General features: G+C 65.6%; 24 protein-coding genes and 1 tRNA gene. 4 read left to right on the top strand and 21 right to left on the bottom strand.

Annotation, left to right across the window (positions count from 1 at the left end):
• Nucleotides 1-8 precede the first annotated feature (8 nt).
• On the bottom strand, nucleotides 9-1,727 hold the full coding sequence (locus tag AC3WW4_RS14410; protein ID WP_488829153.1) for a leucine-rich repeat domain-containing protein: 1,719 nt from the start codon (nucleotides 1,725-1,727) through the stop codon (nucleotides 9-11).
• Between the two features lie 214 nt (nucleotides 1,728-1,941).
• On the opposite strand from AC3WW4_RS14410, the gene AC3WW4_RS14415 reads away from it, so the two are divergent.
• A complete protein-coding gene (locus AC3WW4_RS14415; RefSeq protein ID WP_488829154.1) occupies nucleotides 1,942-2,169 on the top strand; it encodes a cysteine-rich CWC family protein in 228 nt (75 codons plus the stop codon).
• A 38-nt stretch (nucleotides 2,170-2,207) separates the two neighbouring features.
• On the opposite strand, the gene AC3WW4_RS14420 is transcribed toward AC3WW4_RS14415, so the two are convergent.
• The 18 genes from AC3WW4_RS14420 to AC3WW4_RS14505 all read right to left on the bottom strand — a co-directional run bounded on the left by AC3WW4_RS14420 (nucleotide 2,208) and on the right by AC3WW4_RS14505 (nucleotide 18,763).
• Nucleotides 2,208-3,536, bottom strand: a complete 1,329-nt coding sequence (locus AC3WW4_RS14420; RefSeq protein ID WP_488829155.1) for an MFS family transporter — start codon at nucleotides 3,534-3,536, stop codon at nucleotides 2,208-2,210.
• A gap of 139 nt (nucleotides 3,537-3,675) precedes the next feature.
• Nucleotides 3,676-4,302 (bottom strand): response regulator transcription factor, encoded by a 627-nt coding sequence (locus tag AC3WW4_RS14425; RefSeq protein WP_488829156.1) that lies wholly within the window; start codon nucleotides 4,300-4,302, stop codon nucleotides 3,676-3,678.
• 11 nt (nucleotides 4,303-4,313) lie between these two features.
• Nucleotides 4,314-6,443 carry a PAS domain S-box protein gene (locus tag AC3WW4_RS14430; RefSeq protein ID WP_488829157.1) on the bottom strand — a complete coding sequence of 710 codons (2,130 nt, stop codon included), beginning with the start codon at nucleotides 6,441-6,443 and terminating at the stop codon, nucleotides 4,314-4,316.
• A gap of 136 nt (nucleotides 6,444-6,579) precedes the next feature.
• A complete protein-coding gene (locus AC3WW4_RS14435; protein ID WP_488829765.1) occupies nucleotides 6,580-6,945 on the bottom strand; it encodes a YdcF family protein in 366 nt (121 codons plus the stop codon).
• A gap of 210 nt (nucleotides 6,946-7,155) precedes the next feature.
• Nucleotides 7,156-7,231, bottom strand: a tRNA-Lys gene (locus AC3WW4_RS14440).
• 36 nt (nucleotides 7,232-7,267) lie between these two features.
• The gene (locus AC3WW4_RS14445; protein WP_488829158.1) at nucleotides 7,268-8,077 is read right to left on the bottom strand and encodes a tRNA threonylcarbamoyladenosine dehydratase; all 810 of its coding nucleotides are present in this window, start codon (nucleotides 8,075-8,077) and stop codon (nucleotides 7,268-7,270) included.
• 19 nt (nucleotides 8,078-8,096) lie between these two features.
• Nucleotides 8,097-8,879 carry a tol-pal system protein YbgF gene (ybgF, locus tag AC3WW4_RS14450; protein ID WP_488829159.1) on the bottom strand — a complete coding sequence of 261 codons (783 nt, stop codon included), beginning with the start codon at nucleotides 8,877-8,879 and terminating at the stop codon, nucleotides 8,097-8,099.
• A 42-nt stretch (nucleotides 8,880-8,921) separates the two neighbouring features.
• Nucleotides 8,922-9,464 (bottom strand): peptidoglycan-associated lipoprotein Pal, encoded by a 543-nt coding sequence (gene pal, locus AC3WW4_RS14455; protein WP_488829160.1) that lies wholly within the window; start codon nucleotides 9,462-9,464, stop codon nucleotides 8,922-8,924.
• Between the two features lie 63 nt (nucleotides 9,465-9,527).
• On the bottom strand, nucleotides 9,528-10,808 hold the full coding sequence (tolB, locus tag AC3WW4_RS14460; protein WP_488829766.1) for a Tol-Pal system beta propeller repeat protein TolB: 1,281 nt from the start codon (nucleotides 10,806-10,808) through the stop codon (nucleotides 9,528-9,530).
• A gap of 104 nt (nucleotides 10,809-10,912) precedes the next feature.
• Nucleotides 10,913-12,415, bottom strand: coding sequence for a ribonuclease G (gene rng / locus AC3WW4_RS14465; RefSeq protein ID WP_488829161.1), 1,503 nt, complete (start codon nucleotides 12,413-12,415; stop codon nucleotides 10,913-10,915).
• Between the two features lie 10 nt (nucleotides 12,416-12,425).
• Nucleotides 12,426-13,121: an NAD(P)H-binding protein gene (locus AC3WW4_RS14470; protein WP_488829162.1), complete on the bottom strand. Its 696-nt coding sequence runs from the start codon at nucleotides 13,119-13,121 to the stop codon at nucleotides 12,426-12,428.
• Nucleotides 13,122-13,150: 29 nt separating this feature from the next.
• The gene (locus tag AC3WW4_RS14475; protein WP_488829163.1) at nucleotides 13,151-13,774 is read right to left on the bottom strand and encodes a Maf family protein; all 624 of its coding nucleotides are present in this window, start codon (nucleotides 13,772-13,774) and stop codon (nucleotides 13,151-13,153) included.
• A 1-nt stretch (nucleotide 13,775) separates the two neighbouring features.
• Nucleotides 13,776-14,243 (bottom strand): 23S rRNA (pseudouridine(1915)-N(3))-methyltransferase RlmH, encoded by a 468-nt coding sequence (gene rlmH, locus AC3WW4_RS14480; RefSeq protein WP_488829164.1) that lies wholly within the window; start codon nucleotides 14,241-14,243, stop codon nucleotides 13,776-13,778.
• On the bottom strand, nucleotides 14,243-15,112 hold the full coding sequence (rsfS, locus tag AC3WW4_RS14485) for a ribosome silencing factor (RefSeq protein WP_488829165.1): 870 nt from the start codon (nucleotides 15,110-15,112) through the stop codon (nucleotides 14,243-14,245). Before rsfS ends, rlmH begins: the two co-directional genes overlap by 1 nt.
• Nucleotides 15,099-15,761, bottom strand: coding sequence for a nicotinate-nucleotide adenylyltransferase (gene nadD / locus AC3WW4_RS14490; RefSeq protein ID WP_488829166.1), 663 nt, complete (start codon nucleotides 15,759-15,761; stop codon nucleotides 15,099-15,101). Before nadD ends, rsfS begins: the two co-directional genes overlap by 14 nt.
• Before the next feature lie 4 nt (nucleotides 15,762-15,765).
• Complete coding sequence (gene hemF / locus AC3WW4_RS14495) at nucleotides 15,766-16,674, bottom strand: oxygen-dependent coproporphyrinogen oxidase (RefSeq protein ID WP_488829167.1); 909 nt, start codon at nucleotides 16,672-16,674, stop codon at nucleotides 15,766-15,768.
• Nucleotides 16,675-16,728: 54 nt separating this feature from the next.
• Nucleotides 16,729-18,015 (bottom strand): phosphoribosylamine--glycine ligase, encoded by a 1,287-nt coding sequence (purD, locus tag AC3WW4_RS14500; RefSeq protein ID WP_488829168.1) that lies wholly within the window; start codon nucleotides 18,013-18,015, stop codon nucleotides 16,729-16,731.
• Nucleotides 18,016-18,040: 25 nt separating this feature from the next.
• Entirely contained in the window at nucleotides 18,041-18,763 is a 723-nt protein-coding gene (locus tag AC3WW4_RS14505; RefSeq protein WP_488829169.1) for a YebC/PmpR family DNA-binding transcriptional regulator, read from the bottom strand.
• Nucleotides 18,764-18,971: 208 nt separating this feature from the next.
• Here AC3WW4_RS14505 and AC3WW4_RS14510 point away from each other — a divergent pair, with 208 nt between their 5' ends.
• Nucleotides 18,972-20,522, top strand: a complete 1,551-nt coding sequence (locus AC3WW4_RS14510; RefSeq protein WP_488829170.1) for a helicase HerA-like domain-containing protein — start codon at nucleotides 18,972-18,974, stop codon at nucleotides 20,520-20,522.
• A gap of 24 nt (nucleotides 20,523-20,546) precedes the next feature.
• Here AC3WW4_RS14510 and AC3WW4_RS14515 read toward each other — a convergent pair whose 3' ends face one another.
• A complete protein-coding gene (locus tag AC3WW4_RS14515; RefSeq protein WP_488829171.1) occupies nucleotides 20,547-20,981 on the bottom strand; it encodes a hypothetical protein in 435 nt (144 codons plus the stop codon).
• A 91-nt stretch (nucleotides 20,982-21,072) separates the two neighbouring features.
• A complete protein-coding gene (lplT, locus tag AC3WW4_RS14520) occupies nucleotides 21,073-22,356 on the bottom strand; it encodes a lysophospholipid transporter LplT (RefSeq protein WP_488829172.1) in 1,284 nt (427 codons plus the stop codon).
• 200 nt (nucleotides 22,357-22,556) lie between these two features.
• Here lplT and alr point away from each other — a divergent pair, with 200 nt between their 5' ends.
• On the top strand, nucleotides 22,557-23,666 hold the full coding sequence (gene alr, locus AC3WW4_RS14525) for an alanine racemase (protein ID WP_488829767.1): 1,110 nt from the start codon (nucleotides 22,557-22,559) through the stop codon (nucleotides 23,664-23,666).
• Nucleotides 23,667-23,792: 126 nt separating this feature from the next.
• Entirely contained in the window at nucleotides 23,793-24,293 is a 501-nt protein-coding gene (locus tag AC3WW4_RS14530) for an acyl-CoA thioesterase (protein WP_488829173.1), read from the top strand.
• The last annotated feature ends 22 nt before the right edge of the window (nucleotides 24,294-24,315 follow it).

The raw sequence follows: 24,315 nt of genomic DNA on the forward strand, positions 1-24,315 counted from the left end.
CCTCGCCTTCAACGTCGCTTGCCGGGCGGCGTGCCCAGCAAGCCCACGGTGGGGTCGGCCGCGAACACGCTCAACTGCGACAGGGTGCGGATGTCCAGCAGCGTCAGCCGGTTGCCGCCGCAGTCGAGCAAGCTCAGTTGCGGCACGGCCGGCAGGTTCAAGGCCATCAACTGGTTCGCCCGGCACCACAGCTTGGACAGGTGGGGCACCCCGGTCAGCGCCAGCTGGCGCAGCTGGTTGTGCGCACAGCCCAGCAGGCTCAGCGCCGGCACGGCCGACAGGTCGAGCGCCTGCAAGGCGTTGTGGTCGCAGGCCAGGGCCGTGAGCGCCGGCACCCGCGACAGGTCGAGCTGCGTCAGCTGATTGTGGCGACACCACAGCTCCTTGAGACCGGGCAGATGGCCCAGCTTCAGCTCGGCGAGCTGGTTGTTGTCGCACACCAGCAGGCTCAAGGCCGACAAGGCCGACACATCCAGGCGAGTGATCTGGTTGTCGGCACACCAGAGCTTGGTCAGCGCTGGCACGGCAACCGCCGCCAGCGTGGTCAGCCGGTTGCTGCTGCAGTCCAGCAAACTCAGCTGCGGCACGGCCCAGAGCGCCAGCAGGGTGAGCTGGTTCTCCCGGCACCACAGCTCACGTAACTGCGGCACGGCCGCCAGGTCCAGCTGAGACAGGTCGTTGTGGTTGCAGCTGAGCATGGTCAGCTGCGGCACGGCGGCCAGGTCCAGCCGGGTCAGCTGATTGTGGTCACAGGCCAGCGACACCAGTGCAGGCACGGACGCCAGGTCCAGCTGGGTCAACAGGTTGTGCCGGCACCAGAGCTCGGTCAGGCGCGGCGTGGCGGCCAGATCCAGCTCGCGCAGATGGTTGTGATTGCAGTTGAGCACGCGCAGCCCGGGCATGGCCGCCAGCGGCAGTCGTGTGAGCTGATTGCCGCGACACCACAGCTCGGTCAGCGCGGAGGCCTCCGGCAGTTGAAGGGCATGAAGACGGTTGTAATCACACACCAGCAAGTTCAGCTGCGACACCTCGGCCAGGTCGAGCTCGGCCAACTGGTTTTCCTGGCACCACAGTGTCGTCAGGGCCGACACCCCGTTCAGCGTCAAGGTGCGCAACTGGTTGTTGTCGCAGGCCAGCGTCGTCAAGCCTGGGGCGGCGCGCAGATCCAGGGCGGTGAGTTCGTTGTAGGCGCAAAACAGGCGGGTCAGTGCGGGCGCGGTCTGCAGCTGCAGCTCGGTCAAGCCCACACGGGTGCACCACAGAAAATCGAGCCGTGGCAGGCGAATGGCCAGCTTGCGCGGTGTCGGGGCGCCGGCCTGCTTGAAGCCCAATCGCCGAATCTGCAAGCCGTCCACCCACTCAAAATGCGCAAGTGGCAAGGTATCGAAGTCCCACACCAGGGTGGTCAACGCACCGTTGTCGATGGCCAAAGAGAGGGTTTCGCCGTGGGCGTTGTCGATGCGGGCTTGGGCCAGCCGCTGCAAGACCTCTTCGGGCGTCAAAGCCAGGGCCTGCGCCCACATCAGCACCTGTCGGTGATCGGCCTCGCGTAACTGGTGGTCGCCAACCTGATGGGTGGGCTGTTCGCTCAGGGTCTGCTGCGCGCGCGCCACCGCCAGCACCCCTGATGTCATGCGCATCAGGATGCCACGCGCGGCACCGTCTGCGTTGGCGAGCGCGGCAGACGGTCGACTGATCAGTGAGCGAGCTTCTTCGTTGTCAATCATCACGACTCAAACAGGGGCGACAGCGGCGCGAACAGGGGCATCGCCCAGCCCGGATGATTGACAGTTTAAGCGCTGTTGCCGAGCCCGAAGCGCGCCTCGCGCAGGGGGGATTGCGCACATCCGCACGCTTGGCAAGCCTGCGATATTTCACCCGACACAGGCACCGCCACGCAGCCACTCACCAGGAGCGTCCCAGATCGATTAGGCTGAGGGCATGAACGTCGTCTGCCCTTCTCCCAATTTGTGTCCCCTGTGCGGCAAGCCCAACGCCTGCAGCATGGCCGCCAACGGCCAAGCCGCCACCCCTTGCTGGTGCAGCAAGCTCACGTTCAGTCCGGCGTTGTTGGCTCGCGTACCAGAGGCACAGCGCAGCCTGCACTGCATCTGCGAGACCTGTGCACGTGCCTCCATTCACCCCCCTGAAACGAACAAAGCCACCTAACGGTGGCTTTGTGGGCAGCGTGAGCAAAGAGCGCAGGCTCAGTGGTCGTTGTGCAGGTAGGTCGCCTGGCGGGGCAGGCGCAGGCTGACGAGGAAGGCCAGGGCCATCATGCCGGTCACATACCAATAGAAGACCGACTCCATCTGCAGGGTTTTCAGGCCCAGGGCCACGTATTCGGCTGAACCCCCAAACATCGCGTTGGCCACCGCATACGACAGACCCACACCCAGCGCACGCACCTCCGGCGGGAACATCTCGGCCTTCACGATGCCGCTGATCGAGGTGTAGAAACTGATCACCGCCAGAGCCAGGGTGATCAGCAAAAAGGCCATCACCGGGCTGCTCACCGTCTGCAGGGCTGTGAGGATGGGCACCGTCATCAGCGCGCCCAGTGCGCCAAACATCAGCATGTTGTTGCGGCGGCCAATGCGGTCAGACAGGGCACCGAACACAGGCTGCAGGCACATGTAGACGAACAGGCACAAGGTCATCACACTGCTGGCCGTCTTGATGGACAGTCCGGCTGAGTTCACCAGGTACTTCTGCATGTAGGTGGTGAAGGTGTAGAAGATCAGCGAGCCACCGGCGGTGTAGCCCAGCACGGTGAAGAAGGCGGCCTTGTGATGGCGGAACAGTTCGCCCACGCTGCCGGCACCCTTGTGCTGACGCGTTTCGGCGCTGGACGTTTCCTTCAGCGTGCGACGCAACATGAGCGCCACGACTGCCGCCAGCGCGCCCACCACGAAGGGAATGCGCCAGCCCCAGGCTTTGAGTTCGACATCGGTGAGGAACTGCTGCAGCACGATCAAGACGAGCACGGCCAGCAGTTGCCCCCCGATCAGGGTGACGTACTGGAAGGACGAGAAGAAACCGCGCTGGCCGCGCATCGCCACTTCACTCATGTAGGTGGCCGTGGTGCCATATTCACCGCCGACGGACAGGCCCTGGAGCAGGCGTGCCAGCAGCAGCAAAGCCGGCGCGGCCACACCGATGGTTTCGTAGGTGGGCAGGCAGGCAATCATCAGCGAGCCGGCGCACATCATCACCACCGAGGTCACCATGGACGTCTTGCGGCCACGACGGTCGGCAATGCGGCCAAACAGCCAACCGCCCACTGGCCGCATCAGAAAGCCGGCGGCGAACACCCCCGCTGTGTTGAGCAGCTGCACCGTCGGGTCGGCCTTGGGGAAGAAGGACGGCGCGAAGTAGATCGCGCAGAAAGCGTAGATGTAGAAGTCGAACCACTCGACCAGGTTGCCCGAGGACGCCGCCATGATGGCGAAGATGCGCTTGCGCTTCTCCTCCAGGGTGTAGGGCTGCTGAGCCGGTGCGGTCGCACCGTCGAGCGTGGGATGGGCTGCTTGCATTGCGTGAGCTCCAGACTACAGGCCACACACCACCCCCTGTGGCGCGTTTCAACCGACCGCCTGAGTGTCCGCATTGCCAAACCAGATGTCGTCCGTAAGCCGCGCAAGGCGGCCTGCGTAGTTTTACGCAGAGGCGGACTCAGACGCCTGGGGCGCTCGCTTCGCTGGGCACGGCGTGCGCCACCATGCGCGCAATCTCGGTCACGCTGGACGTGCCGAGCTTGTCGTAGACGCGCGCCCGGTGCGATTCCACCGTGCGGGGATCGCAGGGCGGCACCAGCCGGCGCGAGATCTCCTTGTTGGGCAAGTCCTGCGACAGCAGCTGCGCCACCGCCTTCTCACGCGGCGTCAGGGTCTGCCAGACCTGCAAGGCTTGCTGCCGTTCAGCCTGACGCGCCGCGACCACCGCCGACGCGGCCAGCGCCCGCTGCACCTCGTCGAGCAGTCGCTCGTCGCTGCAAGGTTTGGGGAGCCACATGCTGGCCCCGTTGCGCATGGCTTCGGTGGCCAGCGTGATGTCGCCGTGGCCGGACAGGAAGACCACCACCAGCGGACTGGCACATGCGCGCAAGTGCTCGAACACCTGCAGACCACTGAGGCCCGGCATGCGCAGGTCCAGGATGACGCACCCTGGCGCATCCAGCGCTGCACCTTGCAGAAAGTCATCGCCGGAGGCAAAGACCTGCACCTTGAACCCCCGCGAAATGAGCAGCATGCCAAGGGACCGGCGCACGGCCTCATCGTCATCGACGACGTACAGATGCATCTGAAACGGTGTCATAGCCCGCGTGGCAAATCGAAGAAGAAGGTGATGCCCTCGTCCGCCGCCTGCTCGAACCCGAGGCGGCCCCCGTGGCTTTCGATGATGGTACGACAGATGTTCAAGCCCAGCCCCAGCCCTTCCGCGCGGGTGGTGAAGAAGGGTTCGAACACCCTTTGAGCGGCCTGCGCGTCCATGCCCGGCCCGTGGTCCCGGATCGACACCCTGATGCCACCGGGCTGATTCGCGGTGCTGATCTCGATCAGGCGTCGCGCACGGGGCAGGCCGTCCATGGCCTGCAGGCTGTTGAGGATGAGGTTGAGCAACACCTGCTCCAGCAGCACCCGATCACCCTGAACCTCGGCCAGATCGGCCGCCAGCTGCAGACGGACCTGAACGCGGTGATGGCGCACCTCGGCCTTCAACAAGGCCAGCACGTTGTCCACGCAGGCGTTGAGTGCGCAGCGCTCGGCGCCCGCCGTGCGCTGACGCACGAAGCTGCGCAGGCGGTGCACGATGTCGCCAGCACGCTGCGCCTGCGCGGCGATTTCGTCAAGGCTGTCGATCAGCAAGCCGTGCTCGTTCTGGGTGGCAAACGCCTTGGCCGCACTCGCAAAATTGCTCAGCGCCATCAAGGGCTGGTTCAGCTCATGCGCCAGGGTGGAGGCCATTTCACCCACGCTGGCCAGCCGCTGGGTGTGCTGCAACTGCTCGTCGTACTGGCGCTGGCGGGCTTCGGCCTGTTTCTGCTCGGTGATGTCCACCATCGAGCTCATCCAACCGCTGTGCTGTCCGCTCGCATCGATCAAGGGCGCGGTGTAGACCATCGTGTAGACATCGTGACCGTCGCGATGCCGGATGCGCAGCTCCAGGCCTGTCGGGGCCGAGCCGCCCGCCAAGGCGGTCTCGGTGGCCGCCCAGTGCTTCTCCATCTCGTCCGGGTGCCAATACGGGTAGGGCGGCAACTGGCCGATCAGCTCCTGCGCGCTGTAGCCGGTCAGCTCGCACAGCGCGGGGTTGACGTAGATGATGCGGCCAGCGAGGTCACGGGCTCGCATGCCCACCGGCAGCGAGTCCTCCATGGCCTGCCGAAAGGCATTGGCCTCGGCCAGCTCGCGGGTACGCTCCAGCACCCGCACCTCCAACTCCCGGCGCGCCTGTCGCTGCTCACCGAAGCGCCGCGCCAGCAGGCGCCAGTACAAGCCCATCACCACCATCAGGGCCGCCGCCAGACTGGCCAGCGCCCAGGTCCGGTTGCGCGCGGCGATCACCGACGCATAGTCCTTGGTCACCGTCAGCGTCCAACCCATGTCGGGCAAGGGCTCGTCGAGCGCCAGAAACACGCGCGAGCGACCCGCAATCTGGCTGGTCAACAAATAGCCCTCATGGTCTTGCGCCGGCTGCGTCCGCCACGGCAGGACAGGAAAGTCCTGCACCTCCCCGTAGACCTCATGCTCGCGCAGCCAGTCACGCTCGTGGTCCGTCAAGGGGCGCGTGGCCCGGTAGCGCCAGCTGGCCTCCGACCCCAAGAACAGTACGCCGCGCGCATCCGACAACATCACCGGATCCCCCGACTGGGCCCAGGTGTCCTGAATCTGCTGCAGGCTGATCTTGACGGTCACCACCCCCAGCACCCGCCCCTCGTGTCGAACCGGTGCGGAGAAGAACAAGCCCGGCTCTCCGGTGGTCTTGCCCACCCCGTAGAAGCGCCCCTGCCGTCCGGCCAGCGCGTCAATGAAGTACGGCCGGTTCGCGTAACTCTCACCGACGAAACTGTCCGGACTGTCCCAATTGCTGGAGGCCAATGTTTGACCTTGCACATCCATGACGTACAGCGCCAGCGAGCCCGCGTGACGGTTGATGTCCTGCAGGTAGGCATGGGCCCGTGTCAGCACCGCCTCCGCGCGGGGCTTGCGCAGCACCTCGATGATCTGCGGATGCAGGGCCACCGTGAAGGGCAGGTAGCTGTATCGGTCCACACTGCCCCTCAGTGCCAGCTTGTGAACCTCGATCACGCGGTGAATGGCCTGGGCTTGCAGCCCGGCTTCACGCCGCGCGGCCCAGATGCCTGACGCGAGCACGCCCGCGACCAGGCTCAGGCCCAGCAGCGAGAAACCCAACCAGAGGCGGATCCGGGATGACGTCATGCCGGGATTGTCCAATGGGAATGCGCGCACCGGCCGATGAGGGTTGCGCTGACTGCCCGCGCTGCTCGCATTGAGGCGGCGACTTGGCTTGAAGCGCGGCGCGCAGACCACGTCAGCGCAACCCCAACGCGGCCTTTCAGCGGGTCAGCCCGTACATCGCCAGGCCCAGCCACTCGTGCAACGCGGTCTGCCAGCGCAGCAGGCTGTGGGCCAGCGTGTACTCGGTCCAGGGCGTTGAGTCGCCCGTGCGGAAATCAACGGGATAGGGCGTCACCTTGCAGCCCACGGCCTCGAACTCGCTCATCGCGCGTGGCATGTGCCAGGCCGAGGTCACCAGCAGCCAGGGATCCTGGCAGCGTGCCCCCAACAACTGGGCCACCTGCTGGGCATTTTCCCGGGTCCTGCGGGATCCGCCTTCAAGCGGCACGCGGCGCATGTCGACACCTTGCTCCAAGTAGAAGGCACGCGCCAAGGCGGCCTCCGTGATCCCGGTCGTCAGCAGCCGCGCCGCCCAGCATCAGCAACCCACTCCAGAGCATGGCCATGCCCCACCACAGGGCCACCCAGAACATCGGCTGGGTGCTCGCCGACAGCAGCTTGGAGAAGATGAACATCCGGCGCGCGCTCCTGTGAGCTGCCTGTCTGGCCGGCAGAAAACAAAAAAGCCAACCGAAAGGGTTGGCTTGCTTGTTTGAGTTGCCTCAGATGTCATTGGTGGGTCGGGAGGGACTCGAACCCTCGACCAACGGATTAAAAGTCCGCTGCTCTACCGACTGAGCTACCGACCCCCGCCGAGCCCGCAAGTATAGCGTGTTTTCAGCACCTCATTTGCGGGCGCGAGACAGCAACTGTTCGATCAGTTGCGCCGCTGCCACCATGCCGAAGGTCGCCGTCACGGTGACGCTGGAGCCATAGCCCGCGCAGTTGAGCGAACCATCGCCGCCCTGCCCCACGTCACAGCTGTCTTGCGGCGGCAGCACGGCTTCGCGCGAGAACACGCAGCTCAGCCCCATCTTGCCGCGGCGTGCGCCGCCATGGCGTTGACGCCAACGCTGGCGCAAGGAGGCCAGCAGCGGGTCGTGCGTCACCTCAGACAGGTCGGCCACTTCCACCAGTTGGGGACGGGTCTTGCCACCCGCCGCGCCCACGCTCACCACCGGCTTGCCGTGGGCCACACCCCAAGCAGCCAGCGCGGCCTTGGCGCGCACCTGGTCACAGCAGTCGATGACACCGTCCAGCTCTTGCGCCTTCAGCAAATCGGCCACATTGGCCTCATCGACAAACTCTTCGATGGCCTCGACCACACACGCGGGATGGATCTGGGCAATGCGCTCTTGGAGCGCCACCACCTTGGCCTGGCCCAGCGTGCTCTCCAGGGCGTGCACCTGGCGGTTGATGTTGGACTCGGCGATGTTGTCGAGGTCAATCAAGACGAGGCGGGCCACGCCGCTGCGCGCCAGCGCCTCGGCCGTCCACGACCCAACGCCGCCCACCCCCACAACAGCCACACGGGCCGCGCGCAGCGTCTCGTAGGCGCTCACGCCGTGCAGGCGGCGCAGGCCACCAAAACGGCGCTCGGGATCAGCTTGGCTGGCGGCCGCCAGCAGTTCGGCATCCGGAATCAACACAGTCACGTCACTTGCGTCACAGCGCTCACTTGGCCTTGGGCATCGTCAGCAGACGGTCGCGGGCGGCCTGGGCCGCCTCGGTCTGCGGATACTGCTTGACCAACTGCTCCAGCACCTTGCGGGCACTGGCGTTGTCCTTGAGTTCGATGTGGCAATTGCCAATCGACAACAGGGCTTCGGGCGTGCGCGCGTGATCAGGTGCCTGATCGACCAGCTGCTTGAACGCCTGGATGGCCGGCTTGTAAGCACGCAAGCCATAGTGGGCGTTGCCCAGCCAGTACCAGGCCGACTCGCGGTAGCCCGTTTGCGGGTAGCTCTGCAGCAGCTTGTTCAAGCCCGCAGCACCGGCCGCGAAATCGGCGGCCCGCAGGTGGGCCAAGGCGTCGTCGAACGCCCGCTTCTCATCGGCCTGGGCCTTGAAGGATTTGCCGTCCACCGCCACGGTTTGCGGCTCCAGCTGACGCAGGCGCTCTTCCTGAGCGGCCTGGGCATCCTTCTGGCGTCGCTGCAGCTCGGCGACATCGCGCAGCAGCAGCTCTTCCTGCCCGCGCTGACGCGCCAGATCCGCCCGCAACTGCTCGACCTGGGCGTTCATCTCCAGCAGGCTGCGCTTGAGCTGGTCCACCTGGGCCGACAAGGCGGCGTGGGCCTCCTTGTCTTGCGTTCGCAGCTGGCGCAAATCCAGGATGGCGCGACGGGCTTCGTCATCACCAAACAGGGCCGCATGGGCCCCGACCGACCCGAGGGCCGCGGTCATGACCAACACCCAGGGACGCAGACGCCCCAGGAAAGACTGAACATCAGACATGAAGTGTCCTCAAGAAACGGGCGAAACGCAGACCAGACGCGATCAGCGGTCCTTGATTTCAGCGCGGCGGTTCTGCGACCAGACGGCCTCGCCCTCACCTTGTGCAGCCGGACGCTCTTCACCGAAGCTCACGGCTTCGAGTTGCTCGGCCGACACGCCCAGCAGCGTCAGCGACTTCTGCACGGCTTCGGCACGCTTTTGACCCAGGGCCAGGTTGTACTCACGGCCACCACGCTCGTCGGTGTGGCCTTCGATGATGACCTTCTTGCCTTTGTTGGCGTTCAGGCGCTTGGCATGGCCGTCGATGGCGCCGGCGAACTCGGACTTAACGACAAAGCTGTCAAAGTCAAAGTAGATGACGCGGGTCAGGCCGCTGGCATCGGCCGCAGCGTTCTGGTCAGGCACCACGACCGAGGCCACATTGCTCGACGACGTGCCATTGGCGCCCGCCCCCGGCGTGGCCGAGGTGATCGGGGCAGCGCCCGAACCGGCCTGGTCGTCCAGCTTGACGGCCGAACCGCAGCCAGCCAGGGTCAACACAGCGGCGCTCACGGCCGACACGAAAAGGGTGCGAGAGAAGTTCATGATGGGATCTCCAAAGAGTGTGATCGGGACAAAAGAAGCAACAGCAACAACAGGTGACAAGCGTCAACGACGCGGCGGCAGCACGTGCGGCCCCCACACCGGCTCACGCACATCGGCCTGGGTGGTGGCCAGACGCGCTTTGATGCGACCATCGAGCGAAGTGGTCATCAGCACATCGCGCCCTTGGGCGCGGGTGGCGTAAATGATGAGCTTGCTGTTCGGCGCAAAGCTCGGGCTTTCATCGTCGCGGGTGTCGGTCAGCGGCGTGACCTTGCCGCTGGCCAGCTCCATCAGGTGCAGGCGATAGCCGGCGTCCACCTGGCTGATGTAGGCCATGTAGCGGCCATCGGGGCTGATGGCCGGGCTGATGTTGTAGCCACCCGTGAAGGTGACGCGACGCGGTTGACCGCCCGAGGCAGGCACCGTGTAGATCTGGGGTGCGCCCCCGCGGTCGCTGACGAAGTAGAGCGTGCGACCGTCGGGTGACCAGGCCGCCTCGGTGTCGATGGAAGCACTTTGCGTGACGCGCTGCAGGCCCTGGCCGTCAGCGCCAATCAGGTAGAGCTGCGAGCCCCCGTCGCGGCTGAGGGTGACGGCCAGCTGACGCCCGTCGGGCGACCAGGCGGGCGCGCTGTTCGAACCCTTGAAGCCTGCCACGACCCGGCGGCGACCCGTGCTCACTTCCTGAACCACCACGACCGGCTTGCCCCCCTCAAAGGAGACATAGGCCAGACGCTGTCCGTCCGGCGCCCAGGCCGGAGAGATGATGGGCTGGGAAATCGTCAAGGGGGCCTGTGCGCCCTCGCCATCGGCATCGGCCACCACCAAAGTGTGGCGCGCGCCAGCCTTGCTCACATAAGCGATGCGGGTCGAGAACACCCCCATGTCGCCGGTCAAGCGCTGGTAGATGTCGTCGGCAATGCGGTGCGCCGCCTGGCGCAGGTCGCCCGCCGTCACCACCAGGCTGACGATGCCGCCGCCCTGACCTTTGAGCACATCCCACAGCTGGTAGCGAATGTCGAAGCGGCCATCGGCCAGGGGCGTGGCCGAGCCGGTCAGCAGGGCATCGGCACCCTTGCTGCGCCATTCGGGCAGCGGTGGGCGGCTGGTGTCGTCGAGGCGGTCGGCCGAGGCATCAAGGATGCGGAACAGGCCGCTGCGTTCCAGGTCGGCCTTGATGATGCGCGAGATGGGTTGGGGCACCCGCCCTTCGTCGCGGAAAGCGCCGATGGCAATCGGGATCTGGGTGGCCCCCACCCCCGAAATCTCGACACGAAACTGGGCCTGGGCCGCTTGCCACGGCCACAGGGCACCGCCAACGAGCAGCGCCACACCACCCAACATGCGCTGGGCTGCAGCGCGGCGCGAGGGGGAATGCGTCATGGGTCCGTTACCTGACAGAAATGAGAACAGGTTCCCATTGTGCCGCCTGACGGCACGAAGTTCCCTCACAGCAACACAATGTCGTACTGTTCCGGGGACATGGACGGCTCAGTCTGCAGCGAAACAGGCTTGCCGATGAAGTCGCTCAAGCCGGCCAAGTGCTGGCTTTCCTCGTCGAGCAACATCTCGACCACGGCGGCACTCGCCACCACGCGGAACTCCTTGGGACTGAACTGCCGCGCCTCACGCAGGATTTCGCGCAGGATGTTGTAGCAAACGGTGCGCGCGGTCTTGACCTGGCCCCGCCCCTCGCAGGTGGGGCACGGCTCGCACAGCATGTGCGCCAGCGACTCGCGGGTGCGCTTGCGTGTCATCTCCACCAAGCCCAGCGGCGAGAAGCCGCTCACGGTCAGCTTGGTGCGGTCACGCGAGAGTTGCTTGCGGAACTCGGCCAGCACGTTTTCGCGATGGTCTTCGCGCAGCATGTCGATGAAGTCGACGATGATGATGCCGCCCAGGTTGCGCAAGCGCAGCTGGCGCGCAATGGCCTGCGCCGCCTCCAGATTGGTCTTGAAGATGGTTTCGTCGAAGTTGCGGGCGCCCACATAGCCGCCCGTGTTGACGTCGACCGTGGTCAGCGCCTCGGTCTGGTCGATGATGAGGTAGCCGCCCGACTTGAGCTCCACGCGCCGCGCCAGCGCCCGCTCGATCTCGGTGTCGATGTTGTACAGGTCGAAGATCGGGCGCTCGCCCTTGTAGTGCTGCAGCTTTTCGACCGAGGTGGGGGTGAACTCCTCGCCGAAACACTTGAGGGCGTCGAACTGGATCAGCGAATCGATGCGGATGCTTTGCACCTGCTCGCTGACGAGGTCGCGCAGCACGCGCTGGGCCAGGTTCAGCTCCTGGTACAGCAAGGTGCCCGGCGGGGCTTTCATGCCGTGTTCGCGGACGGTGGCCCACGTCTTGCGCAAATAGGCAATGTCCACCGCCAGCTCATCGTCGCTGGCGTCTTCGGCATTGGTGCGCAGGATGAAGCCGCCCGAGCGGGTGCGGCCCTCGCGGCTGTCGGCCTCGCCCAGCAGGCGCAGCATGCGTTCACGCAACTGGTCACGCAGCTCGGGTGAGCCAATCTTTTGTGAGATGCCCAGGTGATCGTCTTGGGGCAGGAACACCAGCAGGCGACCGGCCACACTGATCTGGGTGGACAGGCGTGCGCCCTTGCTGCCAATCGGGTCCTTGATGACCTGCACCATCAGGGTCTGGCCCTCATGCAGGCGCTTTTCGATCGGCACCTGCACCTCGGCCGAGCGCGGGTGTACACGCGCCGTGCCGTCTTCGCGGTGCAGGTCGGCCACGTGCAGAAAAGCCGCGCGCTCCAGGCCGATGTCGATGAAGGCCGACTGCATACCGGGCAGCACGCGCACGACCTTGCCAGCGTAGATGTTGCCCACCAGGCCACGCTCCAGCGTGCGCTCGACGTGCAACTCCTGCACGGCCCCGCTCTCGATGATGGCCACGCGGGTTTCCTGGGGCGTCCAGTTGATGAGGATGTCTTGTGAATGGGGCATGAGCGGCAATTTACCGCATGCCACGCAGATGGACGTTGCTCAACACATGCCAGCCGGGCCGCTCGTCGCGCGCCGCAGACAGCAAACCGGCCGCTACCTGGGCAGCCTGTACGGGTTTGTAGCGATCGGGCATCAACCAGCCCAAAGCCAGTCCCAGGCGTTCGGCCAGCCGGAACTCGCCGCGCTCGCCCGCCAGCAGCGAAGGCTGGGCCACGCACACGCTGCGATAGTCGAGCTCGGCCAGCGCGTCTTCCAACTCCCCCTTGACGCGGTTGTAGAACACGCGTGAGTCGGCGTTGGCCCCCATCGCGCTGACCAGCAAGAGCTGGCGCGCCCCTTGAGCGCGGGCCAATTGAGCCAGCTTGAAGGGGTAGTCGAAATCGACCTGGCGAAATGCGGCTTGCGAGCCGGCCTTGCGGATGGTCGTACCCATGGCGCAGCAAACCCAATCGACCTCGAACAAGGCCACGTGGCGATCCAGCCGGTCGAAGTCCACTTCGCAGACCTGCAGACGCTCGTCCCCGGTGGGGTGGCCCGCATGGCCGAGCAGATCACGGCGCGACATCGGACGCCGGGTGAGCGCCCTCACCTCCCCCACCGTCGGGTCGGTCAGCAACTGGCGCAACAGCTCACGCCCAACCAGGCCAGTGGCACCGGCCACCAGCACCCGGCGGAGCTCAGACGAGGATGGAACGGACGCAGACATGACCATGGCGCACCCGACAAGGCAAAAAACTAGAACGCCCAACCCAGCGGCTTGAGCAACTCGGCCGTCTCGAACAGCGGCAGGCCCATGATGCCACTGTAGCTGCCGTCGATGTGCTGCGTCCAGGCGCCGGAGCGGCCCTGGATGGCGTAGGCCCCGGCCTTGCCCATGGGCTCGCCGCTGGCCACATAGCGCCGGATCTCGTCGGCGTCCAGCGTGCGCCACGTCACGTGCGAGGTGCTCAGGCGAAGTTGCCCATGCACCACCACCGCCGTCAACACGCGGTGCGTGCGACCCGACAGCAGACTCAGCATGCGGGCCGCATCGGCGTCGTCCACCGGCTTGGCCAGAATCTGATCGCCCAGGGCCACCGTGGTATCGGCGCACAAAATAGGCGCCTCGACCCAGTCGTGGCCCACCTCGGCACGCCGGCGCACCAGACGCACGCACGCGGCTTCCCACTTGGCGAGGGTCACCCGCTGCACATAGTCTTCGGGAGACTCACCGGCACGCTCGGCTTCCAGCGCCTCGGCGTCTTCGTGCGCGTCGGGCAGGAGCAGGCGATGACTCACGCCCAGCTGGTCCAGCAACTGGCGGCGACGCGGACTTTGCGAGGCCAGATACAGCCAGGGAGGGTTGGCGTGATCAGACATCTCAGGCACGGTGATAGGGATGGTTGTTGCGCAAAGACCAAGCCCGGTACAGCTGCTCCAGCAGCAACACACGCGCCAAGGCATGCGGCAAGGTCATGTCCGACAGGCGAATGGCCTCATCGGCCGTTTGCTTGAAAGCCGGATCGATGCCGTCAGCCCCGCCGATGATCAGCGCCACATCGCGGCCATCGTGCAGCCACGCTTCGGTGCGCTCGGCCAGTTGCACACTGGTGAGACGCGAGCCACGTTCATCGAGGATGACGCGGCGCACGCCCCGGTCGATGGCCGCTTCCATGCGGACCGCCTCGGCCTGCATGATGACGGCCACGGGCTTGCCCTCACGGGGTTCGGCCTTGAGGGCCTTGACCTCCACCTTCCAGTCGGGCGGGAAGCGCTTGAGGTAATCCTCACACGCTTCGTTCGCCCAGTCAGGCAGGCGGTGGCCAATGGTGACCACCGTCAGCTTCATCAGCGTGCCGTCTTCTTGGCGGGCGCCTTTTTGGCAGCGACTTTCTTGGCCGCCACCTTCTTCACGGCCACCGGCTTGGCTGCAACCTTCTTGGCTGCCACCTTCTTGACGGCGACCTTGCGGGCCGGCGTCTTCTTCTCCGGCGCGTTGATGACCATCTTCTTCACGTTCGCCGCGGTCTTGGTGGCCACTTTCTTGGCCGCCACCTTCTTCACGGCCACCGTCTTGCTGGCAGTCTTCTTCGCAACCACAGGCTTGGCCGTTGCCGACTTGCTGGTGGACGCGGTACGGGTCGTGGTCTTGCTGGCGACCTTCGTGGCAGCAACCTTCTTGGCAGCAACCTTTTTCGTCGCCACCGGCTTGACGGCCGTCGCTGTCTTGGTGGCAGGCTTCTTGGCGGCAGCCTTCTTGGCGGCAGGCGCAGTGGTGGCCGCCTTGCGTGCAGGCGTGGTCTTGCCAGCAGCCTTCTTGGGCTTGGCGGGGGCCTCGTCTTCGGGCTCGGACGCCTTCACCAGGCCGGCCTTGGCCTTGGTCTTGATCGCCACGGGCTTCTCACCCCAGATCTCTTCGAGCTGGTAGTACTGGCGGATGGCGGGCTGCATGATGTGCACCACGGCAGCGCCACAGTCCACGATGATCCACTCGCCGTTTTCTTCGCCTTCGACGCGGGGCACCGGGAATCCGGCATCCTTGACCGACGTGCGCACGCTGGAGGCCAGCGACTTGGTCTGACGGTTGGAAGAGCCCGTCGCGATGATCACGCGCTCAAAGAGCGGCGACAGGTGTTCGGTGTTGAACACGGCGATGTCTTGGGCTTTGACATCTTCCAGGCCATCGACGATGGCGCGTTGCAGTTTACGGATGTCCATTCAGTGGGGTGCGCGCAGGGGCGTAGAGTTGATGGTTGGCAATATAGCGCGCCACTGGCAAGGACACCAGAGCGGGCACGAGGGAGAAAGGATCGTCACCGCGACCCAGACGTGTCCGGATTTCGGTAGATGAAACGTGTTGCGCCGGCAAAGGCAGGGTGATCACCCGGTGGGGGTGGGCCGCCAGTTCGGGCGAGGGCTGCGGTTGATCGTGGCCGCGACAGGCGACCGCCACGGTGACACGGGCCAGCAGCTCCGGCCAGTCGCGCCAGGTCGTCAGGTTGGCGTACTGATCCTGACCCATGATCAGGAACCACTCGGCATCCGTGCCCTGGGCCTGTTGCAGCGCCCGCACCGTGTCCAGTGTGTAGGACGGACCGGGACGCTGTACCTCGATGGCGTCCACCGTGAAACGGGGCTCGCCTGCGATGGCCGCCTGTACCATGGCGATGCGGTGCGCGCCCGCCACCAGGGTGCGTTGCTTCTGCCACGCCTGCCCCACCGGAATCCAGCGCACCTCGTCCAGTTGCAGGTGCGCCAGCGCGGTCTCGGCCAGCGCGACGTGCGCCACGTGAACAGGGTCGAAGCTCCCACCCATCAGGCCGATGCGGCGGGCCACGGGGCGAGCAACAGTCGCAGAGGTCGTCAAGGGATCAGACCCAGTCCCGCGCGGGCAGGAAGTCGGTGTACAGCGCGGCTTCGGGCGTGCCCGGCTCGGGGTGCCAGTCGTAGCGCCACTTCACGATGGGCGGCATCGACATCAGGATGCTCTCGGTGCGGCCACCCGATTGCAGGCCGAACAAGGTGCCCCGATCCCAGACCAGGTTGAACTCGACATAGCGACCGCGACGGTAGGCCTGGAAATCGCGCTCGCGCTCGCCATAGGGCGTGTCGCGGCGACGCTGCAGAATGGGCAGGTAGGCTTCGGTGAAGGCATCGCCCACCGAGCGGATCATGGCGAAGCCACCATCGAAGCCCAGCTCGGAGAAGTCGTCAAAAAAGATGCCGCCAATGCCGCGCGCCTCGTTGCGGTGCTTGAGGAAGAAATACTCGTCGCACCAGGTCTTGAAGCGCGGGTACTTGTCGTCACCAAACGGGGTGAGTGCGTCCTTGCACACCTGATGGAAATGCACGGCATCTTCCGCAAAGCCGTAGCTGGGCGTGAGGTCCATGCCGCCACCAAACCACGCCACCACGCTGCCGTCGGGCTTATGGGCCGCGAGCATGCGCACGTTCATGTGCACGGTGGGGGCATAAGGGTTGCGCGGGTGGAACACCAGGGACACACCCATGGCCTCGAAGGGGCAACCGGCCAGCTCGGGCCGGTGCTGCGTGGCCGAAGGGGGCAGTTGCGGCCCCTTCACGTGCGAAAAATTGCAGCCACCGCGCTCCAGCACCCGGCCCTCTTCGACCAGACGTGAACAGCCGTCGCCCTGCAAGCGTTCACCGGGCGCACGCGTCCAGGCATCCCGCACGAACGGGGTGCCGTCTTCGGCCTCGAAGGCCGCCACGATGCGGTCCTGCAGGCCGAGCAGGTAGGTGCGAACGGCATCGGTGTTCATGGGCGTGCTCATGGGGGTCGTGAGGGCGTCAGGTCAACGGGGGCCGGCAAGGGATCAGCGGGCCTTGATGGCACGCCAGCCTATGTCGGTGCGGAACTGCATGCCGTCAAACTGGATGCCGCGCATGTAGTCGTAGGCACGCTGCTGGGCCAGCTTGGCCGAATCGCCCAAGGCGGTCACGCACAGGACGCGGCCACCGCTGGTGCGAACCTGGCCGTCGTCGCCCATGGTTGTGCCAGCATGGAACACCATGGCATCGTCAGCCTCGGCCGGCAGGCCCGTGATGACGTCGCCTTTGCGCGGGTTGAGCGGGTAGTCGGCAGCCGCCAGCACGACGCCCAGGGCCACGCGGCGGTCCCAGTCCAACTCGACCTGGTCCAGCGTGCCATCGGTGGCGTGCAGGAACACGTCGATCAGATCGCTCTTGAGGCGCATCATGATGGGCTGGGTTTCCGGGTCGCCCATGCGGCAGTTGAACTCCAGCGTCTTGGGGTTGCCGTGTGCGTCGATCATCAGGCCGGCGTACAGGAAGCCGGTGAAGGGCACACCGTCCTTGGCCATACCGGCCAGGGTCGGGTTGATGATTTCCTGCATGGCCTTGGCGTACACATTGGGCGTGACCACCGGGGCGGGCGAGTACGCGCCCATGCCGCCTGTGTTGGGGCCTTCGTCGCCATCGAGCAGGCGCTTGTGGTCCTGGCTGGTGGCCAGCACCGACACGTTCTTGCCATCGGACATGACAATGAAGCTGGCCTCTTCCCCGGCCAGGAACTCTTCGATCACCACGCGCGCGCCGCCCGCGTTGTGCTGCACGCCCAGCGTGTTGTCCAGCAGCATCCAGTCGACGGCCTGGTGCGCCTCTTCCAGCGTCATGGCCACGACCACGCCCTTGCCCGCGGCCAGGCCATCGGCCTTGATGACGATGGGGGCGCCATGCTTGTCCACGAAGGCGTGGGCAGCCTCCACCTCGGTGAAGGTCTCGTAAAAGGCCGTGGGGATGCCGTGGCGCTTCATGAAGTCCTTGGCGAAGGCCTTGGAGCTCTCCAACTGGGCAGCCTTCTGTGTGGGGCCGAAGATGCGCAGGCCGCGGGCACGGAACTCGTCCACGACACCGGCGGCCAGCGGAGCCTCGGGGCCCACCACGGTCAGCACGATCTTGTTGGCCTGGGCGAAATCGGCCAGCGCCTTCACGTCGGTGATGGGCACATTGACCAGGCGCGCATCGCGCGCCGTGCCGCCATTGCCCGGCGCGACATAGACTTTGCCCGCCTTGGGCGACTGAGCCAACTTCCAGGCCAGTGCGTGTTCGCGGCCACCAGAGCCAATGACGAGGATGTTCATACGGGGACCTGTTCTCTCAGTTCACTCAGTTCAATTCGGCGTTGTGGAACACGTCCTGGACGTCGTCCAGGTCTTCCAGCACGTCCAGCAACTTCTGCATGCGGGTCGCATCATCGCCTGACAGCTCAATGGTGTTCTCCGCACGCATCGTCACCTCGGCCATTTCCGCCTGCAGGCCAGCGCCTTCCAGCGCGGCTTTCACCGCCTCGAAATCAGGCGGGGCACTCATCACTTCCACGGAGCCGTCTTCGTGGGTGATGACGTCTTCGGCGCCGGCCTCCAGGGCCACTTCCATGATCTTGTCTTCGCTCACGCCTGGGGCAAACAGGAATTGGCCCACGTGCTTGAACTGAAAGGCCACCGAGCCTTCGGTGCCCATGTTGCCACCGTATTTGCTGAATGCATGGCGCACATCGGCCACCGTGCGCACCCGGTTGTCGGTCATGCAGTCCACGATGATGGCCGCCCCACCGATGCCGTAGCCTTCGTAACGAATTTCTTCGTAGGTGACGCCATCGAGGTTGCCCGTGGCCTTGTCCACGTTGCGCTTGATGTTGTCGGCCGGCATGTTGGCCGCCTTGGCCTTCTCGATGGCCAGGCGCAGGCGGGGGTTCATGTTGACGTCAGCCCCCCCGGCGCGGGCGGCCACGATGATTTCACGGGTGATGCGGGTCCAGATCCTGCCGCGCTTGTCGTCCTGACGACCCTTGCGATGCTGGATATTGGCCCATTTGGAATGGCCGGCCATGGTGTCTTGCTCCGGATGAGAATGTGCGGTGTGAACGACAGAAGGCGCCCCGGTGAGGCACCGGCGCGCGCTTGAACAGAGCCACAGCACAAGCTGGGCGATACTGTGATTTTACCTGCCGGCGGACTTGACCCGGATCATGGGACCTGCCCGCACTGTCAAACCGACAGAAGTCCGACTATTTTTGACTGTTGTGGAGCCCAGCATCATGGCCAACCCCATCCTGATTGCCCGGAACAAAGACACCGAGTGCCACCTGCTGCCTGCCCTGGCCAACCGCCACGGACTGATCACCGGCGCCACGGGCACGGGCAAGACCATCACGCTGCAAGGCTTGGCCGAGGGCCTGTCGAACCTGGGCGTGCCCGTCTTCCTCGCTGACATCAAGGGCGACCTGACCGGCATCTCGCAAACCGGCAGCATCGCACCCAAGCTGGCTGCCATCCTGACCGAGCGCGGCATCGAACCGCCAGCGCCGCAGTCCTGCCCCACCACACTGTGGGACGTCTTCGGCGAGCAGGGCCACCCGGTGCGCGCCACCATCTCGGACATGGGCCCGCTGTTGCTGGGCCGCATGCTCAACCTGAACGAGACCCAGGCGGGCGTGCTGCAACTGGTGTTCAAGGTGGCCGACGACAACGGCCTGCTGCTGCTCGACCTCAAAGACCTGCGCGCCATGCTGCAGCATGTGGGCGACAACGCCAGCCAGTTCACCACCAGCTACGGCAACATCAGCCCGGCGAGCATCGGCGCCATCCAGCGCGGCCTGCTGCAGATCGAAGAGCAAGGCGGCGACCGCTTCTTTGGCGAGCCCATGCTCAACATCAGCGACTTCATGCAGACGGTCGATGGCAAGGGCGTGGTCAACATCCTGGCGGCCGACAAGCTGATGCACTCGCCGCGCCTGTACGCCACCTTCCTGCTGTGGATGCTGTCGGAGCTGTTCGAGACCCTGCCGGAGGTGGGTGACCTGGACAAGCCCAAGCTGGTGTTCTTCTTTGACGAGGCCCACCTGCTGTTCAAGGACGCGCCCGCCGCCCTGGTCGAACGCATCGAGCTGGTGGTGCGGCTGGTGCGCTCCAAGGGCGTAGGCGTGTACTTCGTGACCCAGAACCCACTGGACATTCCGGACACGGTGCTGGGCCAGTTGGGCAATCGCGTGCAGCACGCACTGCGCGCCTTCACGCCGCGTGATCAGAAAGCCGTGAAGTCGGCGGCCGACACGATGCGCGCCAACCCGGGACTGGACATCGCCACGGCCATCACCGAGCTGGCGGTGGGCGAGGCCCTGGTGAGCCTGCTGGACGAAAAGGGCCGCCCCGGTGTGACCCAACGCGTGTTCGTGGTGCCACCGGGCAGCCAGATCGGCCCGATCACCGCCGCGCAGCGCCAAAGCCTGATCACCCAGTCGCTGGTGGCCGGCGTGTACGAGCAGGTGGTGGACCGCGAGTCGGCCTACGAGAAGCTCAAGGGTCGGGCCGCCGCCGTGCCCCAAAAAGAAGCCGAAGAGCGCAGCCTGCGGGACGAGGTGCAAGACGCCGTGCGTGCGCCCCGCTCCACCCCATCAGGCGCGGGCCGCAGTGCCCCGGCTGAATCGGGCGGTGGCTGGCTGGGCGACCTGCTGCAAGGCAGCGGCCGCAAGGACTCGGTGCTGGAGACGGTGGCCAAGTCGGCCGCGCGCACGATTGGCTCGACCGTGGGCCGCGAAATCATTCGCGGCGTCCTGGGCTCCTTGCTGGGCGGCAGCCGCCGACGCTGACGGCCCGCGGGTCACCCGCCCGGATCAGCGGTCCCGCCAACCGCGGCGCCCCTCGTCGCGGTCGTCGCGGTCATCACGGCGATGATCGTGATGGTGGTGGTGACGATGACGGTCATCGCGATCCCAACGTCCGTCGCGGTCTTCACGGTACATGCGGGTGCGCTGCTCATAGACCACCGGGGCCGGACCGTAGCCATAGCCGGGCATCACGACCATGGGCGGACGCTGCGGATAGACCACCACGGGTGGCGGAGGCGCGTACACGACCACGCCGGGCTGCGTGTACACGCCACCGCGGGTGTTGGAGACGGCGGTGCTCACGCGCCCCATCCCCTGCACGGGTGCGTCCACATTGACGGCCCAGTAGACCCGATCTCCGGCCTGAGCCGACACCGCTGCCAGACCCAGCCCAACCATCGCCGTCAGACGCGAGAGCCAAGTATTCATTGAGGTACGCATGAAGATTCTCCTTTGAGACTTCAACGCACCATCGTCGCGCACCGCGGACACACCGTGTGTAAAGCGATGTAAGGGCTTGTGTCGGAGCGCCTCAATGGTGATGGCCGTCGCTGCGCGCAATGGCCAGCAGGCGCGCCAACTCGTCAGGGTGCTGGCGCACATTGCGACGGTGCCACAAGCCGATCAGCAACATGGTGCTGGCCACAAACAGGCCGAACGCCGTGATGGCCCCGTAAGCCGACAAGCCCGAACTGGTCAAGCCGGTGTACATCAGGCCCAGCACCAGGATGCAGGCCTGTTCATTGAAGTTCTGCACCGCAATCGAACGGCCAGCCCCCATGAGGTTGTGCCCCCGATGCTGCAACAAGGCATTCATGGGCACCACCAGGAAGCCACCCAAGCCGCCCAGGATGATCATGAAGGGGATGGTGGGCGTGATGTCACGCAGGAAGTTCATGCCCAGCACGAGCAGGCCCATCGCCACGCCCAGCGGGATCACCAGCGTGGCCTGGTCCAGTCGCATCTTGACCGAAGCCAGCACCGCCCCCACGGCCGTGCCGATGGCCACCACCCCGACCAAAGCTGACGCCTTCGTGGTGTCGTAGTGCAAGGCCACGGCCGCCCAGGCCAGCACGATGTAGCGCAGATTGCCCGACACCCCCCAGAACAGCGTGGTGGTGGCCAGCGAGATCTGCCCGAGCTTGTCATGCCACAGGCGCGAATTGCACGAGACGAAATCGCGCACCAGGAACAGCGGGTTGGCCGCGTAGGGCTGCAAGGGTGTGTCGGTGCGCGGAATGCGCAGGTTGAACAGCGACGCGATCACGTAAAAAATGATCAGGGTCGAGATGGCGGCTTCAGCCGGGGTGGTGATGCCCGTGTCCACCCATGGCAGATCGAGCGACAGCAACCACGGCGCGATGGTGTGCCCCATCAACTGCCCCCCCAGCACCACACCCAGGATGATGGAAGAGATGGTCAGCCCCTCGATCCAGCCATTGGCCTTGACCAGTTGGGAGGGAGGCAGAAGCTCGGTGAGGATGCCGTACTTGGCCGGCGAATACGCCGCTGCGCCAAGCCCGACCACCGCGTAGGCGATCAGGGGGTGAGAGCCGAAGAGCATCATCAAACAGCCCACCACCTTGATGGCGTTGGACATGAACATGACCTTGCCCTTGGGCCAGGCGTCGGCGAACGCCCCCACAAATGGGGCCAAAATCACATAAAAGAGCGCAAACATCGGCACCAGGGCCGCCCGCTGCCATTCTGGCGAGCCGTCGGTTCTGAGCAGTTCAACCGCCGCGACGAAGAGCGCGTTGTCGGCCAGCGAGCTGAAGAACTGCGCCGCCATGATGGTGAAAAAGCCTTTTTTCATGCGCGAGCGTCGTGAGAGATCGTTTTCGTGAGTTGCATGCCAGACCGACGAACATGTCCTGGCACCACGAAGCCCCGGTCACATCTACGGCCGCCGGTTATAGCACGGCCTCCCATTCTGCACGCCCGGAGCCCGACAAGCTGACGCATGAACAGAGGGAGCCGATGGCGCTGTGGCGTCAGGGTGGCAAAATCACGTTCATGCCGCGCCCGCTCCAAGCCCTGATCCATCTCGACGCCCTTCACCACAACTTGCAGCGAGCCCGCGAATGCGCCCCCGATGCCCGCGTCTGGGCGGTCGTCAAGGCCCACGCCTACGGTCACGGCCTGCAGCGCGTCTACGAAGGGCTGCGTGGCGCCGATGGCTTTGCCTTGCTCGACATCGCTGAGGCCCAGCGCCTGCGCGACCTCGATTGGCGCGGACCCATCTTGCTGATCGAAGGCGTGTTCGATGCGCGCGACTTGGAATGGTGTTCGCGCCTGGGCCTGTGGCATGTGGTGCACTGCGACGAGCAGATCAACTGGCTGGCCCAGCACAAGACCGAATGGCCCCACCGCGTGTTCCTCAAAATGAACACCGGCATGAACCGCCTGGGCTTCACACCACAGGCCTTCCGCAATGCCTGGTTGCGCCTGAGCGCCCTGCCCCAGGTCGAAGAAGTCTCGTTCATCACGCACTTTTCCGATGCCGACAGCCCCAAGGGCATTGCGCAGCAGGCCGAGGTCTTCCTGACCCACACGTCCGACCTGAGCGGCGAGCGCAGCCTGTGCAACAGCGCGGCCACGCTGCGCCATGCGCACGATCCGGCCATCCGCGGCGACTGGATCCGCCCCGGCGTGATGCTGTACGGGGCCTCGCCCGACTACCCGGAGCACGACGCCAGCCACTGGGGGCTGCAACCGGCCATGACGCTGCACAGCAAGCTCATCGGTCTGCAGTACCTGAAGGCAGGCGACACCGTGGGCTATGGCAGCACCTTCACCGCCGAGCGCGAGATGCGCATCGGCGTGGTGGCCTGCGGTTACGCCGACGGCTACCCCCGTCACGCCCCCACCGGCACCCCGGTGCTGGTCGATGGCGTGCGCGTGCCGCTGATCGGACGGGTGTCGATGGACATGCTGGCCGTGGACCTGAGCGCCGTGCCGCAAGCCCAACTGGGCACCGAGGTCACGCTGTGGGGACGCGGCCCGCACGACAGCTTGCTGTCCATCGACGAGGTGGCCCAGCACTGCGGCACGATCGGCTACGAGTTGATGTGCGCCCTGTCGCCGCGCGTGCCCGTGGAAGTTCTCCAACCCCATCAGGGGTGATCGAGCGCGATCCAGCGGCTTTTTCGCCGATTGGGCACACTGAGAGCCGCGCGCCGCGCACCCTTCTTGCTTCACCACTTTCGGCACCGCCGCCCTGTCTGCGCGCGGGCCGAATCGGAACCCCACATGGACATCGAACACCAACGCCACCAACTGCGCATGACCGTGCTCATGACGCCCGACATGGCCAACTTCTCCGGCAATGTGCACGGCGGCACCGTCCTCAAACTGCTCGACCAGGTGGCCTACGCCTGTGCCAGCCGCTATGCCGGCTCCTATGTGGTGACCCTGTCGGTCGACCAGGTGACCTTCCGCCAGCCCATCCACGTGGGTGAGCTGGTGACCTTCCTGGCCTCGGTGAACTACACCGGCACCTCGTCGATGGAAATCGGCATCAAGGTGATCGCCGAAAACATCCGCACCCAGGTGGTGCGCCACGCCAACAGCTGCTTCTTCACGATGGTGGCCGTGGACGAACACGCCAAGCCCACGCCCGTGACGCCGCTGACCCCCAGCACGCCGGAAGAGGAGCGCCGTTACAAAGCCGCCAAGCTGCGCCGCCAGCTGCGCCATGAGCTGGAACAGCGCTTCAAGGCCATCCAGTCGGGCGAGGCTCCCGCGGCCTGAGGGCGGGCTCCGCGGCGTCCCT

The sequence above is a fragment of the Aquabacterium sp. TM01 genome (assembly GCF_057808345.1).

What these genes read in the sequence shown, in the direction of transcription:
- AC3WW4_RS14430 (WP_488829157.1), bottom strand. Translation starts at nt 6,443, where the DNA reads ATGACGTCATCCCGGATCCGCCTCTGGTTGGGTTTCTCGCTGCTGGGC.
- AC3WW4_RS14415 (WP_488829154.1), top strand. Translation starts at nt 1,942, where the DNA reads ATGAACGTCGTCTGCCCTTCTCCCAATTTGTGTCCCCTGTGCGGCAAG.
- AC3WW4_RS14420 (WP_488829155.1), bottom strand. Translation starts at nt 3,536, where the DNA reads ATGCAAGCAGCCCATCCCACGCTCGACGGTGCGACCGCACCGGCTCAG.
- purD (WP_488829168.1), bottom strand. Translation starts at nt 18,015, where the DNA reads ATGAACATCCTCGTCATTGGCTCTGGTGGCCGCGAACACGCACTGGCC.
- AC3WW4_RS14515 (WP_488829171.1), bottom strand. Translation starts at nt 20,981, where the DNA reads ATGCGTACCTCAATGAATACTTGGCTCTCGCGTCTGACGGCGATGGTT.
- rng (WP_488829161.1), bottom strand. Translation starts at nt 12,415, where the DNA reads ATGCCCCATTCACAAGACATCCTCATCAACTGGACGCCCCAGGAAACC.
- lplT (WP_488829172.1), bottom strand. Translation starts at nt 22,356, where the DNA reads ATGAAAAAAGGCTTTTTCACCATCATGGCGGCGCAGTTCTTCAGCTCG.
- AC3WW4_RS14510 (WP_488829170.1), top strand. Translation starts at nt 18,972, where the DNA reads ATGGCCAACCCCATCCTGATTGCCCGGAACAAAGACACCGAGTGCCAC.
- rsfS (WP_488829165.1), bottom strand. Translation starts at nt 15,112, where the DNA reads ATGGACATCCGTAAACTGCAACGCGCCATCGTCGATGGCCTGGAAGAT.
- ybgF (WP_488829159.1), bottom strand. Translation starts at nt 8,879, where the DNA reads ATGTCTGATGTTCAGTCTTTCCTGGGGCGTCTGCGTCCCTGGGTGTTG.
- AC3WW4_RS14530 (WP_488829173.1), top strand. Translation starts at nt 23,793, where the DNA reads ATGGACATCGAACACCAACGCCACCAACTGCGCATGACCGTGCTCATG.
- AC3WW4_RS14475 (WP_488829163.1), bottom strand. Translation starts at nt 13,774, where the DNA reads ATGTCTGATCACGCCAACCCTCCCTGGCTGTATCTGGCCTCGCAAAGT.
- alr (WP_488829767.1), top strand. Translation starts at nt 22,557, where the DNA reads ATGCCGCGCCCGCTCCAAGCCCTGATCCATCTCGACGCCCTTCACCAC.
- tolB (WP_488829766.1), bottom strand. Translation starts at nt 10,808, where the DNA reads ATGTTGGGTGGTGTGGCGCTGCTCGTTGGCGGTGCCCTGTGGCCGTGG.
- AC3WW4_RS14505 (WP_488829169.1), bottom strand. Translation starts at nt 18,763, where the DNA reads ATGGCCGGCCATTCCAAATGGGCCAATATCCAGCATCGCAAGGGTCGT.
- rlmH (WP_488829164.1), bottom strand. Translation starts at nt 14,243, where the DNA reads ATGAAGCTGACGGTGGTCACCATTGGCCACCGCCTGCCTGACTGGGCG.
- AC3WW4_RS14425 (WP_488829156.1), bottom strand. Translation starts at nt 4,302, where the DNA reads ATGCATCTGTACGTCGTCGATGACGATGAGGCCGTGCGCCGGTCCCTT.
- hemF (WP_488829167.1), bottom strand. Translation starts at nt 16,674, where the DNA reads ATGAACACCGATGCCGTTCGCACCTACCTGCTCGGCCTGCAGGACCGC.
- AC3WW4_RS14470 (WP_488829162.1), bottom strand. Translation starts at nt 13,121, where the DNA reads ATGTCTGCGTCCGTTCCATCCTCGTCTGAGCTCCGCCGGGTGCTGGTG.
- AC3WW4_RS14410 (WP_488829153.1), bottom strand. Translation starts at nt 1,727, where the DNA reads ATGATTGACAACGAAGAAGCTCGCTCACTGATCAGTCGACCGTCTGCC.
- pal (WP_488829160.1), bottom strand. Translation starts at nt 9,464, where the DNA reads ATGAACTTCTCTCGCACCCTTTTCGTGTCGGCCGTGAGCGCCGCTGTG.